This window comes from Actinotignum sp. UMB0459 (genome assembly GCF_051905915.1).
Lineage (GTDB): Bacteria > Actinomycetota > Actinomycetes > Actinomycetales > Actinomycetaceae > Actinotignum > Actinotignum sanguinis.
This window is the reverse complement of sequence record NZ_JBQAIK010000014.1, coordinates 43,799-59,672: the sequence shown is the minus strand read 5'-3', so window position 1 is coordinate 59,672 and position 15,874 is coordinate 43,799. Positions and strand designations below refer to the sequence as shown.

The window sequence follows — 15,874 nt, the reverse complement described above, 5'->3', positions numbered from 1 at the left end:
GGAAGGGAGCCCGCGTGCCGTGCCACAATAGAAACGTGACAACGAATCCGTACCTACGCCCCGCCCTCGCGTTCCTGCGTGAGCACCTGGAAGGCGCCCCGGCCAGCCCGCGCGCCCGCCGCTACCGCTATGAACACTGTTTACGAGTGGCGGCCATCGGGCGCGGAGTTGCCATGTCAGAAGGCTTGGCGGTACATACCCTAGAAATTGCCTGCCTCCTGCACGACGTCGGGAAATTTGATTCCGCCCGCCCGGTAGACCACGGCCGCGCCGGCGCACGCATCATCCGCCCGTTTTTGGCAAGTCTAGGCATGCCGGAAGCGGAGGTCACGGAGATCTGCCAGGGCATCGCCATGCACACCGATGGCCGCAGCGAATATCCGGAAGATTCCCCCGAATACCCCGGCCATCGCGAATATCCGGAAGAAGCCAGCGTGCTGGCGCGCTCGGTTGGCGACTGCGATAACGTGGATCGTTTCAGCGTCTACCGCATCCACGACACCCTGCTGTATCACAATATGGACGCCATGCCGCTCCCGGAACAACTTGATTTTATTGACGGATACCTGGCGCGCCTGGGCCGCGAGCGCCACTACCGCTGCGCCACCCGCAGCGCGCAACGCCTCTGGATTGAAGCGCTGGAATTTCAGGAGTATTACTTTTCCCGGATGCGTGAGCAGCTAGCCAGCGCGCACCCGTATATGGACCTTGCCGAGGGCGAGTCAATACCCTCGGCGCACTCTAGGAGGAATCCATGACAACATTCACGCAGGCGCGCGATTCCATCCGCGGCTCCTACGCCCCGGAATTTGCGCGAGTGGTAGACGCTTTCGCCGCCTCCATCGCCACCAACCAAGATCGCGGCGGGCAAATCGCGGTGCTCTGGCACGGCGAACCCGTGGTCAATATTTACGGGGGCTGGAATCCGCCCGCCGGTGCAAATACCGGAGGCGGGGTGGCCGATGGCGCCGTCGTTGAAGATCCTATCGAGGAACGCACGCCCTACCCGGATAACGCGGTGCAGCTTATTTTCTCGCAAACGAAGGGCCTGACCGGGATCTGCTTCGCGGACTGTGTGGCGCGCGGCCTCATCGACCCGGATGCCCGCGTGGCTGACTACTGGCCGGAGTTTGCCGCCAACGGCAAGGAAGATATTCGGGTGAGCCAGCTGGCCAGCCACTCCGCCGGGCTGCCCGGTTTTGACCATATTCTGCCCGCGAGCGCACTTTTCGATTGGGACCTGATTACCTCCGAGCTCGCGGCCCAGGCCCCGCGCTGGGAGCCCGGCACCAAACACGGCTACCACGCGCTCTCCATGGGCTACCTGGCCGGAGAGCTGGTGCGGCGGGTTTCCGGGCTCACCCCGAAGCACTACCTGGAAGAAAACTTCCGGGCGCCCCTCAACCTGTCCGTGTGGATTGGCTGCCCGGAATCCGAGCGTTCCCGCATCGCCAAGCATTTCTGGGGCCCGCGCACCCAGGGCTGGGGCGGGGCGCTGCGCCAGGCCCAGGCCGATCCGAACTCCACAACCTCCTACGCCTACCAATCCCCGCAGGACACCGATTCGGCCATCACCGATCCGCATTTCCTCGACGCGGAAATGCCCTCTATTAACGGGCATGCCGACGCACTCTCCTTGGCAACCCTCTACGCGACGTTCTGCGACGGGCGCTATGCGCGCTACGATGCCGAGCTCATCACCGCGGTTTCAGCCACCCGCGCCGAAGGCTTCGACGAAGTCCTGTGTGATTCGACCTCCCGCTACGGGCTGGTCTTCCAGCTGGGCAGCCAGCGCGAGCCCATGCTCTCCCGCGGCAGCTTCGGACACAACGGGCGCGGCGGTTGCCTTTCCTTCGCGGACCCGGGTACCGGAATCTCCTTCTCCTACGTGGAGAACCAGCTTTCCTCCGAGCCGCTGCCGCAGGCGCGCGTCTGCCGCCTCCTGGCCGCGGTGCGAGACAGCCTTGAATTGGCGTAGCTAGATCGGGCAGCTAGCTTGGCGTAGCTAGCCCACCGGCACAGCACCGGGAATAAATAGTATTTTGCGCGGGGCGCGTTGCATATGCGCAGCGCGCCCCCGCGACTGTTTCGGCTCGGATTTAGTTTTCGGCAAGATTCGCGAAACGCGCGTAGTGGCCCTGGAATGCCACCTCCACCGTGCCGGTAGGCCCGGAACGCTGCTTGCCAATAATGACTTCCGCGAGCCCGGCCTTCTCCGAATCCTGGTGGTACATATCATCGCGGTGGATAAGAAGGACGACGTCGGCATCCTGCTCCAAAGAACCCGATTCACGCAGGTCAGCCACCTGGGGGCGCTTATCATTTCGCTTTTCCGAATCACGGTTGAGCTGCGCCACCGCAATAATAGGGATCTCCAATTCCTTAGCGAGCAATTTAATCGAGCGTGAAAACTCCGAGACTTCCTGCTGGCGTGATTCTGGAACCCGCCCAGCCGAAGCCAAAAGCTGCAGGTAGTCGATCACAATCATCTGAATATCGTGCTGCTGCTTGAGGCGGCGCGATTTTGCGCGGATTTCCGGCAAGGTGAGATTTGGAGAATCATCCACAATAAGCGGCGCGGTAGAAATACGTTCGACGGCGCCGGCGACTTTGTCCCAATCCTGCTGCGTCATCTCACCTTTAATCATGCGATCTTGGAAAACTCCCGCCTCGGCAGCGAGCAAACGCATGGACAGTTCCGTACGGTTCATTTCCAGGGAGAAGTAGACCACCGGCTGGTGATTGTGGATGGCAGCCTGCCGGCAAAAATCCATGGCGAGCGTAGACTTACCCGCACCCGGGCGGGCCGCCACAATAATCATCTGCCCGGCGCGCAAACCGTTAAGCTTGGCATCCAGGTCAATAAACCCGGTGGCCACCCCTTCTAGTTGGCCCGCGCGTTCCGCGTTTTTCTCCAATTCATCCAGCAGCCCGGGAACGATTTCCGCCATCGTGGCGTAATCCGTAGCCTCCCGCGATTGACCGAGGGAAAAAACCTCCGATTGGGCCATATTGATGAGACCCATAACATCCGCTCCGTCAGTGGTGTAGCCGAGCTGGGCGATGCGGGTACCCACTTCCACCAAGCCGCGCAGCTGGGATTGTTCACGCACAATATTCGCGTAATACCCGGCATTCGCAGCCGTGGGTACCGAGGCGACCAGAGTATGCAAATACGGCAGCCCGCCAATGCGCTCCAGATCCCCGCGTTTTTTGAGTTCCGCGCCCACGGTAATGGCATCTGCCGGCTCCCCGCGCCCGAAAAGCTCAAGGATGACCGTGAACACCGTGGCGTTGGAGGGCTGGTAAAAATCATCGGCGGTTAGCACGGTTACCACATCGGCAATAGCGTCTTTGGAGAGCAGCATTCCGCCCAGAACAGATTGTTCGGCCGAGAGATTTTGGGGAGGGGTACGTTCAAAAGATGACCCCTGCATCTTTGCACCGTTGTTGACGACGGACATAGCTTCCCTTTCTCGGCAATAGATCTCCACTGGCTTTCGTAACGCGTTTACGAGGTGAATTTCAAGTTAATTCCCCCGCGCGGATGTGTAAACACGCCGGTGGATCCGTGCATAACCGGTGGACAAACTGTGGATAGCTTGGGGATTGTTCACCATTTGTACCCACAACTATCCACAACTGTGGATGGAGTGGGGGAAATCCCCGGTATTCCGTCCCCAAGTTTGTCCACAACTGTGGAAAGATGCGGCCCCAAGTTCTCCACACTCATGGGCCGTGAGGTCGCTCACGTTGAGGCTTTCCTCAAGTACCGGTGGCCGGGAGCTTACGGGTGCCGCTGAGGCCAATTGCGGCTGGCAGCCCTGAAACCGGCGGCCTCACCCGGGCTCGGCTAAGCTAGCGGACGTGACGACACCCGAGAACAATTCCAACAGGCCCACCGGCGACCGCGCCACCACCAAGCACGCTATCGACCGCGAGATCGCACGCCTGGCCCTTCCCTCCCTCGGCTCCCTCCTGGCTGAGCCACTCCTCGTTGCCACCGATACCGTGATGGTCGGCCACCTGGGCACCGGGCCGCTAGCCGGCCTCGCCCTCGCCTCCACTATTCTCACCACCCTCGTTGGGCTATGCATTTTCCTGGCCTACGCCACCACTTCCGCCACCGCCCGCTACGTGGGAGCTGTGCGCATGAAAGCCGCCCTTTCCCAAGGCATGGACGGGCTCTGGCTGGCCGGTACCCTGGGCGTGCTACTCGGCGCGGTCTTAGCTATCTGGGCACCCCAGATTCTGGAGATCTTCGGAGCAGAGGGAATCGTCGTCACCGAAGGGGCACGCTACCTGCGTTTTTCCGCCGCGGGGCTCCCCGGTATGCTCGTCGTCCTCGCCGCCACCGGAACCCTGCGCGGGCTGGGGAACACCACCACGCCCTTCAAAGTTTCGGTACTCGGGGCACTCGTCAATATTCCCCTCAACTTTGTTTTCATCTACCCTGCCGGGCTGGGCCTGGCGGGAGCCGGAATCGGTACCGCGGCGGCGCAAACGGTTATGGGTGTAGTACTGACCGGCGTCGTCGTACATCATGCGCGCGAGCACCACGCCCCGCTCGCGCCGCGCGGAGTGGGTGTGCTCCGCGCCCTCCACGATTCCGTACCTCTCATCGTGCGGTCCGCGGTGCTGCGCGTGCTTATCCTGCTGCAAATCACCGGAGCGACCCAACTCGGCACCGAAGCGCTCGCCGCGAACCAAATCACCATGACCATCTGGAATTTCGCCTCCTACGGGCTGGATGCCCTCGCCATGGCCGCCCAAATCCTCGTGGGCCAAGCCTCCGGCGCCGGCGACGAATCGCGCCTGCGGGTAGTGCTCGGGCGCTGCCTGACGCGCGGCATGAGCGTGGGTGCGGTGCTGGGGGCCGCTACCGTCCTCACCTCGCCGCTTATCGTGCGGATCATGAGCACCGCGGGCGACGTGCGCTGGCTAGCCTTCTGGGGCCTCCTCGTTATCGCGGTATTTTTCCCGATTGCCTCGGTTGCATTTATTCTCGACGGCGTCCTCATCGGCGCGGGCGACCTCACGACCTTGGCGTGGATGATGTTTATCCCCCTCGCCCTGTACGGGCCGATGGTGCTCGGACTGCTGGAATGGACCTCCGGGCAAACGGGATTCATCTGGCTGTGGATCGGCTATGCCGGGGTGTGCATGAGCGCCCGGGCGCTGCCCATGTACCTGCGGGTGCGCGGGGAAAAGTGGGTGCAGCTAGGGAGCTAGGCGAGAGCGGGCACGGCAGCACAAAGGCGACGGCAGCACAAAGGCGGGGGAGTCCCACTAAGGTTCTCCCCCGCCTTCGCGTGCTGATGAACTAGCTATCAGCTATTACTTCTTGGGTGCGCGCAGCACATCCACCTGGAGGGATGCCGTGACATCCTCATGCACCCGCACCTTAGCGGTGTAGCTGCCCAGGGACTTGATCGGGGATGCCAGCGTGATCCAACGCTTATCCACCGGCTTGCCCACGGTTTCGGTAGCGGCTTCAGCGATGTCCTTGGAGGTCACCGCGCCGAAGAGGCGGCCATTTTCACCGGCGGCCTTCTTTACCTGCACCACAGCTTCGTTAAGCGCATCGCGCAGCGCGTGCGCGGCTTCCAGATCGGTGATGGAGCGCTTGCGGCGCGCTTCGGCCATCTGATCGATCTGCTTCTGAGCACCCTTGGTCCACGGAGTGGCGTAGCCGCGCGGCAGCAGGTAGTTACGGCCGTAGCCGTCCTTGACGGTGACAACGTCACCGGCGGTGCCGAGGCGTTCGACGTCGTGCGTAAGAATGAGCTTCATTATGTGCCTCCTTAGCGAGCGTTGCTCGAGTAGGGAAGCAGAGCCATCTCACGGGCGTTCTTAATCGCCTTGGCGATCTTGCGCTGCTCCTGAACGTTGACACCGGTCACGCGGCGGGCGCGGATCTTGCCGCGGTCCGAAATGAACTTGCGCAGCGTAGCGGTGTCCTTGTAGTCAATATTGCCGACCTTGATGGCCTTCACCGGAGCGGTCTTCCGCTTCAACGGCTTGCGAAGATGTCCCTTCGCCATAGTTGTCTCCTTGTGTTGCTGCGACTCATGCCTACCGAAGCTCCCGCAACTACCGCGCTTTTTCTGCGCGCCGCGGGGCAGTGGCCCGAGTCAAAATGTCAATAACTGGTGTGTGCGTAATCCCGGAAATCTAGAACGCGTATTTAGAACGGGGGCATATCGTCAAAAGCGGAACCGCCCTGCGGGGCTTGCGGCTGCTGGCTCCACGGATCGTAAGCCGAGCCGCCCTGCGGAGCGTTGTAGCTGGCCTGACCCCCGTAGGAGCCCTGCCCGCCCTGACCGCTCGGAGCGCCCTGGTTCTGGCCGTAGCCACCCTGGTTGCCGCGGTTGTAATTACCGCCGCCACTGGTTTTCGTGACCTGGGCCTTGGCGTAGCGCAGCGAGGGCCCGATTTCATCAACCTGAAGTTCCAGACCTTCGCGCTGTTCTCCGTTCTGGGTCTGGTAACGATTGACCGTCAGCCGGCCCGTTACCAGCACGCGCATGCCCTTCGACAGCGATTCAGCGACGTTCTCCGCGTAGTCACGCCACGCCGAGCACCGCACGAACATTGGTTCGCCATCTTCCCACTGGTCTGTTTGGGCATTGCGCTTGCGCGGGGTGGAAGCAACCGTGAAGCTCGCGACCGCCACACCACCTGACGTGAAACGCATTTCCGGATCGGCGGTGAGGTTACCGACGATCGTAATGACCGGTTCGTTTGCCATAATCGCTCCTTTTACCCCGTTGTTTTCTCAGATTCGGTTCTTACGCTGGTGGTACGTTTACTTTTCGTCGCGACGCAGGAGCTTGATGCGGAGCACGTCCTCGTTGAGGCCGAGCTGGCGGTCAAGTTCGCTTGCGGTTGCGGGAGTCGCTTTCATATCGACGACGACGTAAATGCCCTCCGAGTGCTTGTTAATGGGATAAGCAAGCTTCCGGCGGCCCCAAATATCGACCTTTTCCAGTTCGCCGCCCTCATTGGGGACAACCTGGAGCAGCTTCTGAACGTTGGTCGACAAATTACGTTCGTCAACGTTCGGAGAAAGGATGATCATCATCTCGTATTCACGCATGTCTACCCACCTCCTCTGGTCTAAACGGCCGCGGTCCGTCCGCGGCAGAAGGGTTATGCGTTGACCCGCCCATCCGCATGCTGACGCCCGCGAACAGATAGGTCAGTCCCTCAGTCTAGCCGGTACCGGCATTGTTTTCCAGATGGTTAAATATGGAGCGGCCCACGCCTTTTCGCCCGTATTTCCGTGAGAATCCCGGCCCTGCACGCATGGGGAACGGTAGACTTTCCCTAGGTCGCTCCACCGCGATTGTGGCGACCTACCGGGCACAAACACAGGAGCGAGCTATGAGTGAAGGTGAAGCACCCACCACGCGGGAAAAGCTGTTGGATGCGGCCCGCGCGCAGCTTGACCGCGCCGGGGCCGAACAGCTTTCCATGCGCGCGATTGCTCGCTCCCTTGAGCTTTCCCCGGGTGCTCCCTACCGCCACGTACGCTCCCGCGAAGAACTCCTCACCACCCTGGCGGCCGAAGCCTACCGTGACCTGGCCGGGGCGATGCGCCGGGCTGCGGATCAAAAAATGTCAGGGCGGGAACGCTGGGTGGCGGCCTGGCGCGCCGCCCACACCTGGGCCCTTGATTACCCGAATCGTTTCTCCCTTATTTATGGGGCCAGCGCGATTGATTTTTCCAATCCGGAAATGACCACGGCCGCGGCCCTGCGCGTCCCCCTCGAATTGGCCCGCATCGCCAAAGGTGGGCGCAATAAAGCCCTGACAGGCCCCGAAACCCGGGCGCTCGGGGTGGATCTGTGGCGCATCCGCATGACTTTCGGGTCTCTTGATGCGGAGCTGGCTGAACTACCGGACGGCCTCATCGTCTCCGTGATCCGCGCGTGGACCGAACTGGTAGGAACCATCACCCTGGAGATGACCGAAAGGTACGCCGGGCTTTTCGACGATCACCTCGGCTACCTCGATACGGTGGCCAACCAGTGGGCGGGCACCCTCCAGCTCTAGGCGAGTGGCAGGCCGGATTCCGCACCGGTAGCGCGTGCGTGCACAGCCACCATCTCCGCCGCGCGCCCGGTAGGAGAAGGCCCGAAGGCAGCAATGAAGCGCGTGGTGGCGTAGCCGGCGCGGGCGGCGTCGTACCGCATCAACCACCGTGACATTTCCTCGCGCGCAGCCGGATCGCATAGCGCCGACGACGCATCGTACTCGGGCCAACGCACGCTGGGCGCCGCGATCCCGACTCGCCAGGGTTTGGCGGTGAGGCGCGCCCGGTAGGATTCGTACACCCGGCACAACCGCATATAGAGCGGGTCGGAACCGAGCTGATTGAGGATCATCTGCGCTTCCCCGGAGTCCGCGGCGATACCCTCGACAGCCACGATCACGCGGAAACCTTTGAAAGTGCGGTAGACGAAAATCGGCCAGGCCGCATTGAGACGCGCGAAATGTTCAATACGATCAAAGGCAATGAGTTCGGCTTCGATCATATGCTGGCGTACCGGCGCTGTTTCGGTGATGAGCCCCGGGATGGAGGCGGAACCGGGAGCGGTGTTCGCCGCGGTTACCGATGCCGGTTCCGGTGCGAGAGCAGGTGCCGCACCCGGTCCGGGCTCGAAAGCAGAGCCGGCGGGCCGCTCCTGCTTCTTCGCGCCGAAACCGAAAAGTCGGGCGAGGAAACCGGGTTTGTTCTGAGAACCTGCGGCTCGCCCGCCGGCCCGTTTGCCGCCTCGCGCGCGGGCCACCTCTTCTAATTCGGGAACATCCACATCCGCGATGAGGATATCTGCGGTATTGAGAACCTCTGCTCCGTAGCGATTTCGGGTGATCGCGCAGGTAGGGGTGCCGTTCTCCCTGCTGAGGACGGACAGGATCTCTTCGCGCAGCGGGGTGCCCGGATAGTATTCCGCGCGAGCTTGGCGTTCGCGGGGAAAATGACCGAGTTCAGCGATGCGATCAACGAGGCGATGCAATCGCGCTGCCGCGACTTTTTGCGCCTCTTCTTCCGAGTTGGCGGACCAGCCCCATTGCGCCACCGTGGCTGGCCCCGACGTGGTAGATACCGGGGCGCTCTCCCGCGCCCAGAAGGGATAGATTTTCATGAGGTCAGTCTAAAACGCGGGTGGCCAACACTTCGAGAGTGTGGAACGCGCTAGCCCACTCCTACCCCACCGCGCCGGGAACGCGCTCGCGTTCAGCCGGCTCGGTGGGCAACGGGATAGTTTCCGTGGGCGGGGCGGGCATCCGGGTAGGTTGCAGCTCCGGGGGCACCGTAGCGCTCGGTTCGGGTGCCGGCTCTTCGGTGGCCGGCGCCGGTTGCTCGCTTGGCTCCGCGCTCGGTTCGGGCGTCGTCGTTACTTCTTCCACCGGTTCGAGGCGCGTAGGCCGCAAGCTGGGGCGCTTCTCGCCAATAAGCTCCGGTTCGGGGAACTTCGGCAGCTCCATAGTGCCGGTAACGGCCTTCATGAAGTCCACCCACATATCCACCGGGTAGCCGTTCCCGCCGATACCCCACGGGTAGGCACCCCAGCCGCCCAGCGACTCTTCCTCACCGTTCGGCCCGATCTGGAACATATTCACCGTGGTAATAATCTTCGGGTTGTAGCCCACGAACCACGCGGATTTCAGATCCGTGGAGGTTCCGGTTTTCCCAGCCACCTGGAAGCCGAGCCGCCCGGCCCGATCCGCCGTCCCGCGCGGGCCGGTGGGTTCCTGGAGTAACTCGTTGAGGTTATCGGCAACGCGCTGATCGAGCACCCGCTTACCGGCCGTATCCGCGCGGTACACCACGGTACCCTGCGCATCGCGCACCTCGCTAACCACATGCAAGGGCACACTCACCCCGCGGTTGGCGAAACCGGCAAAGGCCTGGGTGAGCTCCTTATTGGTCGGGGAAGCCGAGCCGAGCACATTGGTGAGGGAATTATCCAGACCCGGCGTGGTTTCCGGAATCCCGGCCTCAATCGCGGCGGCACGGGTATTACGCGGCCCCACCTCCTCGTTGAGCTGCGCGTAGTACGTATTCACCGAGTTCGCGGTGGCGGTACGCATATTGATATTTCCCATATTGGCGTCGTCGAAATTACTAATGGTGATATCACCAATTTTCAGCTCCGCGGGGGAATTGTAATAGGTACCGTCGATGGATTTGCCCTGCTTGAGAGCCGCGAGCGCGCCGAAGGGTTTGAAGGTCGATCCGGCCTGAGCGCGATCCTGCGTGACGGTATTGCGCTGGCGTTCCTGGTAGTCCGCGCCGGCGTACATCGCGTAAATACCTCCGGTGGACGGATCCGCGGAAAGCATACCCACGTAATTGTTTTCCGGGCGATCTTTGGGGAGGGCATTGACGACGTCGACCGCGGCTTGCTGCATGGTCGGGTCAAGTGTGGTGACAATTGTATAGCCACCCCGGTTGAGGCTGTCCTCGGTGAACTTTTCCGTGGCGATAAGCTCCTGCTGGGCGGCGGCCAGCAGGTAACCGTTCGTTCCGCTGAATTGCTTGGCAGCAACATACTCGATGGTCGCGGGCATGGTGGCGGCCGCGGCCTGCTCAGCGGTGATATAGCCATCCTCAAGCATCCGGTTAATGACCCGATCAAAGCGCTGCGCGGCCCGCTCCGGATCCACCGCCGGATCCCAGGCCGAGGGCGCCGGAATCACCGCGGTGAGCAGCGCGGCCTGATCCAGACTCAGCTGGGCGGCGGGAATACCAAAGTAGTTCTGAGCTGCGCTTTCAATCCCGTAGGCACCGCGCCCGAAGTAAATAGTATTGAGGTAGTTTTCCAGAATGTCCTGCTTGGAGGAATTGCGGTCCACCTTGACCGCGAGCACGGCTTCTTTCACCTTGCCGATGTAATCAGTGGTGGTGCCCAGGTAGTAGTTCTCCACGTACTGCTGGGTGAGGGTGGAGCCTCCCTGGCGCGCCCCACCGCGAATATTATTGACGACGGCGCGCGCGATGCCACCCAGGTCAATCCCGGAATTGGAGTAGAAAGTGCGGTCTTCTGAGGCAACCACTGCATTGCCCACGTACTCGGGCAGGGATTCCAGGGGGACCGGGGTGCGGTTCACCTCGTACATGCTGCCCAATTCGGTGCTGCCGTCGCGGTAGTAGAGAGTGGTTTTTTCCGCGGTCGCAATATCATCGGGGCTGGGGACGGGCAGGAAAATGTAGAGCGTCACCAGGGCAACCAGCCCGCCGAAGCCCAGGGTGAAGAACATTCCGAGCACGAAGCGCCACGAGGGAATCCAGCGGTGAATCGGCCCCTTGCCGCGGCGCGGATAATTCCATAGCGAGCGCTTGCGGCGCGCGCCCGTGCCCGTTCCGCCCCGGCGCGCTCCGGCACGACCCGCAGGGCCTGCGCTGCGCCCCGTAGTGGTGCGCGCGCGCCCCTTCTGTGTCCGACCCGTTCGCGTTCCAGCCATCGTTACTCCCTACCGGCGCGCGGTCGCGCCGCGTATCTAGTCTGCCTCAGGTCACACGCTCGTGGCTAACCCGCGTGGTCCAAGCTACCCGCGGATACCTTTCTTGCGGCGTCGCGAAATCTTCCGCAGATCCCGCATCTTGGTGCGCACCTCGGAATCCCGCGAAGTGAAATCACGGTAAATTTCCCGGACCGGTTCGTCAAGATCGTAGACGCCGCGCTCCGCGCGAGTTTTCGCATTCGATTCGGGCACGAGGAAAGCCTCCACCCAGCGCGAACGCGAAGAAGAATCCACGAAAATCGCCTTGATAAACAAGGTGAGCGGAACCGCGAGGATCGTTCCCAGCGGTCCGAGCACCACCGCCCAGAACAGCAGCGAAAGGAAGGTGACGGTCGTGGACAATCCCACCGCGTCCCCCACGATCTTCGGCTGCAGCACGCCCTGAATCGTGACGTTGAGGAAGGTGAAAATCACCAGAATCCACAGCGCGGTGGCCGGCCCGCTATCCACCAGCCCCATGAGTGCCGGCGGGATCACACCGAGGATGAAACCAATATTCGGAATGTAATTCGTAACAAAGGTCCACAGCGCCCAGGCCAGTGCCAGCGGAATCCCCAACCACATCATGACGAAATAATTGAGGGTGGAAACCAGCAAACCAAAGAGGGTGGCCACCAGCCAGTATTGGCGCACCCGCCCCTCGAAGGAGGCCAGGGCACGGTAGAGATCCGGATCGTGATCGCGCACGATACGGGCGCGCGCCGGCACGGACAGGGTGTCAATCGTGATGAAGAAAATCGCGAGCGCCAGCACAAACATGAGGCTCCCCACGCTCATGAGCGCCCCGGATGCCTGGCTGAGCAGGGAAATAATCGTGTCCATATTGAGCACGTCACCCAGGCGCTGACTGAGCTGATCCGTGCTCAAACCCAGGCTTTCCAGCCAGGTCATAGTGTCTTGGAAAAGCTTGGTGAATTTATCTTCGTAGCTCATGAGGGTGCGCGGCAGTCCGGCCAGAGACCACGCCGTCAAACCCACCACCGCGAGGAGCACCACCACAATAATGGAGACGGTCAGTGTTCCGGACAGCCACCGCGGCACGTGGTGGCGCAGGAGGAGGCGATGCACCGGGCGCACCGTCAATACCAGGGTGAGAGCCAGGAACACCGGCCCCACAAAATCGTGAATGAGGTAGAGGCCCACGCACACGATGGTGAGAAGTGCCGCCGCGTGCAGCAGCTTCACCCCAAAATCCTCGCCGCGACCCGCATCCGTGCCGCGGTTCACCTCCGAGTTCCCGGAGCCGCTTTGTTCACCGGCGCCGGAATTCTCCGCATCGCTTGCCCGTCCTATAGCCGACGACGCCGCACCGCCCGCGCTCTCCTCACCGCCGCTATCGTTGCCCGCCCGGGAGCCAGCAACCTGGGTGGGCAGGGTGTCAATAGCCTGGGCAATACGATCACGTGGAATATCACCTGGTCGAGTGGCGGCCATAGGATCCTCCGTCCTGGTGGGAGTCCCGGTGGCGGATGCGCGCCGGGTCATTTACTTCTTATCTTGCCAGTTTTCCGCGCTCCGCACGGATTGCCCGCGCCCCGCACCCAAGGTGCCGCGGCGGGTCGCGGTGGCGGCGTCGTACCGTGAGCGGAGCGGCTACAGCGTGACCGGGGTGGGCCGCCCGCCGCTGGAACGCACGAAAAGCGCGTACGCTCCCGCCACGCACCAGACCATGACGATAAGGGCGAGCTGCACCTCGCGCGACCATCCGATGCTCGGCAAGACGAGAATCGCCACCCCGGCCGCGATGCATTCGGAAATATTGAAGAGGACGTCGTAAATAGAGAAGGCGCGGCCGCGGAAAGTATCCGCGGTATCGGATTGCACAATGGTATCCACCGCGATTTTGGCGCCCTGCACCCCGATCCCGAAGATGAACAGCCCGGCCATCACCCAGCCAAGGTCCGTGGTCGCCGCGATAATCGCCTGCCCGGCGGTGCCGCCCACCAGCGCGCACACCACCCACCAGCTCGGGCTCATGCGTTCGTGGGCGAGAGGCGTGAGAATAATGGAAACCCCGTGCCCGAGGACCATCATGCCGAGCAGCATGCCGAAGTAGGCGATGCCGGCATCGGCATTAGCCGGGTCGGCGTAGAGGTTACGGCCGGCCAGCACGATGGCGATGAACTGCATTCCGTAGACGAAACGGTGCAGGGACATGGTGGTGAGGGCCGCGGCCGGGGTGCGGCGGGCAATAAGGTAGCGCAGCGCCGCCACGAGGTCGCGGGCCGCCTGCGCGAGCGCCGTGCCGAACGAACCGCGCGGGCGGGTATGCGGGCCCAGTTCGTCGCGCCCCAGCAGGCTCGCCACCCCCGATCCGCCCAGGTAGAGCGCCAGTGCGCACACCAGCGCCCCCACTTTTTGCATTTCTTCTCCGGGCAGCGCGAGGCGCAAAAAGAACGCCAGAATCGCGCCCAGCGCGGTGGAGGCCCCGCCCAGGGTCGGCACCAGGGAATTCGCCACGAGCAACCGCTCGCGCGATTCCACCACATTGGGCAGCCCGGCGCTCATGCACGCGAGGAGAATCCGGTTGAGCCCGAGGGTGACGAGGGCCAGCACGTAGGTGAGCCACGCAATATTCGCCAGGGTAGTGACCACCAGCGCCACCGTGAGCCCGGCCCGGATCTGGTTGCCGTACACCAGGATTTGGCGGCGGCGCCACCTGTCAATAAACGGCCCGGTGAAAGGCCCGACCAGGGAGAAAGGTAGGAGCAGCACCACGAGGGAGAGCGCCACCCCGTGCACATCCGCGTTCGCGGCCGGGTTGAAGAAGAACAGGGAGGCCAGGCCGATTTGGAACATGCCGTCCCCGCACTGGGTGACGAGCCGAACCGACAGCAGCTTGAGGAATCCCCGCGAGCGGGCCAGGGAGCGCAGATCACCAACGAGTTTCACTGGGCGTCCCACCATTCCAGCAGGCGCTTTTCAGCTTCTTCCACACCTAGCGGGCCTTCGTCCAGGCGCAGGGAGAGGAGGTACTGGCGGGCTTTGCCCACTTGCGGGCCGGGTTCGAGGCCGAGCAATTCCATAATGCGGGTGCCGTCGATATCGGGGCGTACCGCCTCGAGTTCCTCGCGTTCGCGCAGCTCAACGATGCGGCGTTCCAGTTCGTCATTCGCGGCGTGCAGGCGCGCCACCCGGCGCCGGTTCTGGGAGGTGATATCGGCGCGGATGAGGCGCAGCAGGCGCGGGAGGAGTTCCCCGGCATCGCGCACGAAGCGCCGCACCGCGCTATCGGTCCAGTCGTGTTCGCCAAATCCGAAAGCCCGCAGGTGCAGCTCAACGAGGCGCGCCACGCTTTTCGTCGTCGTTTTATCGAAACGCAGTTCGCGCATGCGCGCACGGGTCATTTTCGCGCCCACTACATCGTGGTGGCGGAAAGTCACCGAACCGTCGCGTTCGAAACGGCGGGTGGCAGGCTTGCCGATGTCGTGGAACAGCGCGGCCAGGCGCAGAATGAGGTCCGGCCCGGGCACCTCCTCATCTTCCAGCGCGATGGCGTTATCCACCACTTGCAGGGTGTGCTGGTACACGTCCTTGTGGCGGTGCTGGGCGTCCACGGTATCGGTGAGCGCCGCGATTTCGGGCAGCACACGTTCCGCCACGCCGGTATGGACAAGCAGCTCAATGCCGCGGCGCGGAGCCGGGGCGGTCATGAGGCGCTCCAGTTCGGCGCGGATACGTTCCTGCGAGACGATCTCGAGGCGCTCGGCGTAATCTTCCATCGCCCGCATAACATCCGGGGCCACATCGAAACGCAGCTGCGCCGCGAACCGCGCGGCCCGCATAATCCGCAGCGGATCATCATCGAAGGACTGCGCGGCCGTGACGGGGGTGCGCAACTGCCCGGCGAGGAGATCGGCCACCCCGCCGCACGGATCCACCAGTTCGAGACCGGGCAGGCGCACCGCCATCGCGTTGACGGTGAAATCGCGCCGGGTAAGGTCACCTTCGAGGTTGTCACCGAAATCCACATCGGGTTTGCGCGAACCGATGGTGTACGTATCGGAACGGTACGTTGTTACTTCGACGACGAGGTCACCGCGCCGCGCCCCCACCGTGCCAAATTCACGCCCGATATCCCACGTGGTTCCCCACCGGGCCAGGAGTTTTTCGGTGGTTTCCGGGCGCGCCGAGGTAGTCAAATCGAAGTCGTGAATGGGTGCACCGAGGAAAGCATCACGAACCGGGCCGCCCACGAGGGCCAATTCTTCGCCGTGATCTGAGAAGATAGAAGCTAGTTGCAAGATGTCGTCCGGGAGATTCGCCAGGGCGCGCTGGCCTGCCAGGAGCAGGAGGGCGCGGCGCTGGCCCGGAGGCATATCGTCCATTGTCGGAGTCT

Annotated in this window: 14 protein-coding genes; 4 read left to right on the top strand and 10 right to left on the bottom strand. The window is 62.8% G+C overall.

Annotation, left to right across the window (positions count from 1 at the left end; genetic code table 11):
- Positions 1 to 35 precede the first annotated feature (35 nt).
- Positions 36 to 758: an HD domain-containing protein gene (locus tag ACTFPK_RS04635; RefSeq protein ID WP_274735570.1), complete on the top strand. Its 723-nt coding sequence runs from the start codon at positions 36 to 38 to the stop codon at positions 756 to 758.
- Positions 755 to 1,978, top strand: a complete 1,224-nt coding sequence (locus tag ACTFPK_RS04630) for a serine hydrolase domain-containing protein (RefSeq protein ID WP_274755816.1) — start codon at positions 755 to 757, stop codon at positions 1,976 to 1,978. Before ACTFPK_RS04635 ends, ACTFPK_RS04630 begins: the two co-directional genes overlap by 4 nt.
- Positions 1,979 to 2,099: 121 nt before the next feature.
- On the opposite strand, the gene dnaB is transcribed toward ACTFPK_RS04630, so the two are convergent.
- Positions 2,100 to 3,464 (bottom strand): replicative DNA helicase, encoded by a 1,365-nt coding sequence (gene dnaB / locus ACTFPK_RS04625; protein WP_126135498.1) that lies wholly within the window; start codon positions 3,462 to 3,464, stop codon positions 2,100 to 2,102.
- Positions 3,465 to 3,867: 403 nt separating this feature from the next.
- On the opposite strand from dnaB, the gene ACTFPK_RS04620 reads away from it, so the two are divergent.
- On the top strand, positions 3,868 to 5,232 hold the full coding sequence (locus tag ACTFPK_RS04620) for an MATE family efflux transporter (protein WP_274755815.1): 1,365 nt from the start codon (positions 3,868 to 3,870) through the stop codon (positions 5,230 to 5,232).
- 105 nt (positions 5,233 to 5,337) lie between these two features.
- Here ACTFPK_RS04620 and rplI read toward each other — a convergent pair whose 3' ends face one another.
- The 4 genes from rplI to rpsF all read right to left on the bottom strand — a co-directional run bounded on the left by rplI (position 5,338) and on the right by rpsF (position 7,099).
- The gene (gene rplI / locus ACTFPK_RS04615; RefSeq protein WP_016442030.1) at positions 5,338 to 5,793 is read right to left on the bottom strand and encodes a 50S ribosomal protein L9; all 456 of its coding nucleotides are present in this window, start codon (positions 5,791 to 5,793) and stop codon (positions 5,338 to 5,340) included.
- An 11-nt stretch (positions 5,794 to 5,804) separates the two neighbouring features.
- The gene (gene rpsR, locus ACTFPK_RS04610) at positions 5,805 to 6,044 is read right to left on the bottom strand and encodes a 30S ribosomal protein S18 (RefSeq protein ID WP_016442031.1); all 240 of its coding nucleotides are present in this window, start codon (positions 6,042 to 6,044) and stop codon (positions 5,805 to 5,807) included.
- Positions 6,045 to 6,187: 143 nt separating this feature from the next.
- Entirely contained in the window at positions 6,188 to 6,751 is a 564-nt protein-coding gene (locus ACTFPK_RS04605; protein ID WP_274778508.1) for a single-stranded DNA-binding protein, read from the bottom strand.
- 57 nt (positions 6,752 to 6,808) lie between these two features.
- Positions 6,809 to 7,099, bottom strand: coding sequence for a 30S ribosomal protein S6 (gene rpsF, locus ACTFPK_RS04600; protein ID WP_126135501.1), 291 nt, complete (start codon positions 7,097 to 7,099; stop codon positions 6,809 to 6,811).
- 287 nt (positions 7,100 to 7,386) lie between these two features.
- Between rpsF and ACTFPK_RS04595 the strand changes: the two genes are divergently transcribed.
- Positions 7,387 to 8,058: a TetR/AcrR family transcriptional regulator gene (locus tag ACTFPK_RS04595; RefSeq protein ID WP_164545936.1), complete on the top strand. Its 672-nt coding sequence runs from the start codon at positions 7,387 to 7,389 to the stop codon at positions 8,056 to 8,058.
- Here ACTFPK_RS04595 and ACTFPK_RS04590 read toward each other — a convergent pair.
- From ACTFPK_RS04590 to ACTFPK_RS04570, 5 genes are all read right to left on the bottom strand, one after another.
- Positions 8,055 to 9,152, bottom strand: coding sequence for a hypothetical protein (locus tag ACTFPK_RS04590; RefSeq protein WP_274778507.1), 1,098 nt, complete (start codon positions 9,150 to 9,152; stop codon positions 8,055 to 8,057). The two genes, ACTFPK_RS04595 and ACTFPK_RS04590, sit on opposite strands and share 4 nt — an antisense overlap.
- Positions 9,153 to 9,213: 61 nt before the next feature.
- Positions 9,214 to 11,475, bottom strand: coding sequence for a transglycosylase domain-containing protein (locus tag ACTFPK_RS04585; protein WP_274778506.1), 2,262 nt, complete (start codon positions 11,473 to 11,475; stop codon positions 9,214 to 9,216).
- Between the two features lie 84 nt (positions 11,476 to 11,559).
- A complete protein-coding gene (locus tag ACTFPK_RS04580; RefSeq protein WP_274778505.1) occupies positions 11,560 to 12,969 on the bottom strand; it encodes an AI-2E family transporter in 1,410 nt (469 codons plus the stop codon).
- Between the two features lie 159 nt (positions 12,970 to 13,128).
- The gene (locus ACTFPK_RS04575) at positions 13,129 to 14,427 is read right to left on the bottom strand and encodes an MFS transporter (RefSeq protein ID WP_279058326.1); all 1,299 of its coding nucleotides are present in this window, start codon (positions 14,425 to 14,427) and stop codon (positions 13,129 to 13,131) included.
- On the bottom strand, positions 14,424 to 15,863 hold the full coding sequence (locus ACTFPK_RS04570; protein WP_420909576.1) for a CCA tRNA nucleotidyltransferase: 1,440 nt from the start codon (positions 15,861 to 15,863) through the stop codon (positions 14,424 to 14,426). Before ACTFPK_RS04570 ends, ACTFPK_RS04575 begins: the two co-directional genes overlap by 4 nt.
- Positions 15,864 to 15,874: the final 11 nt, after the last annotated feature.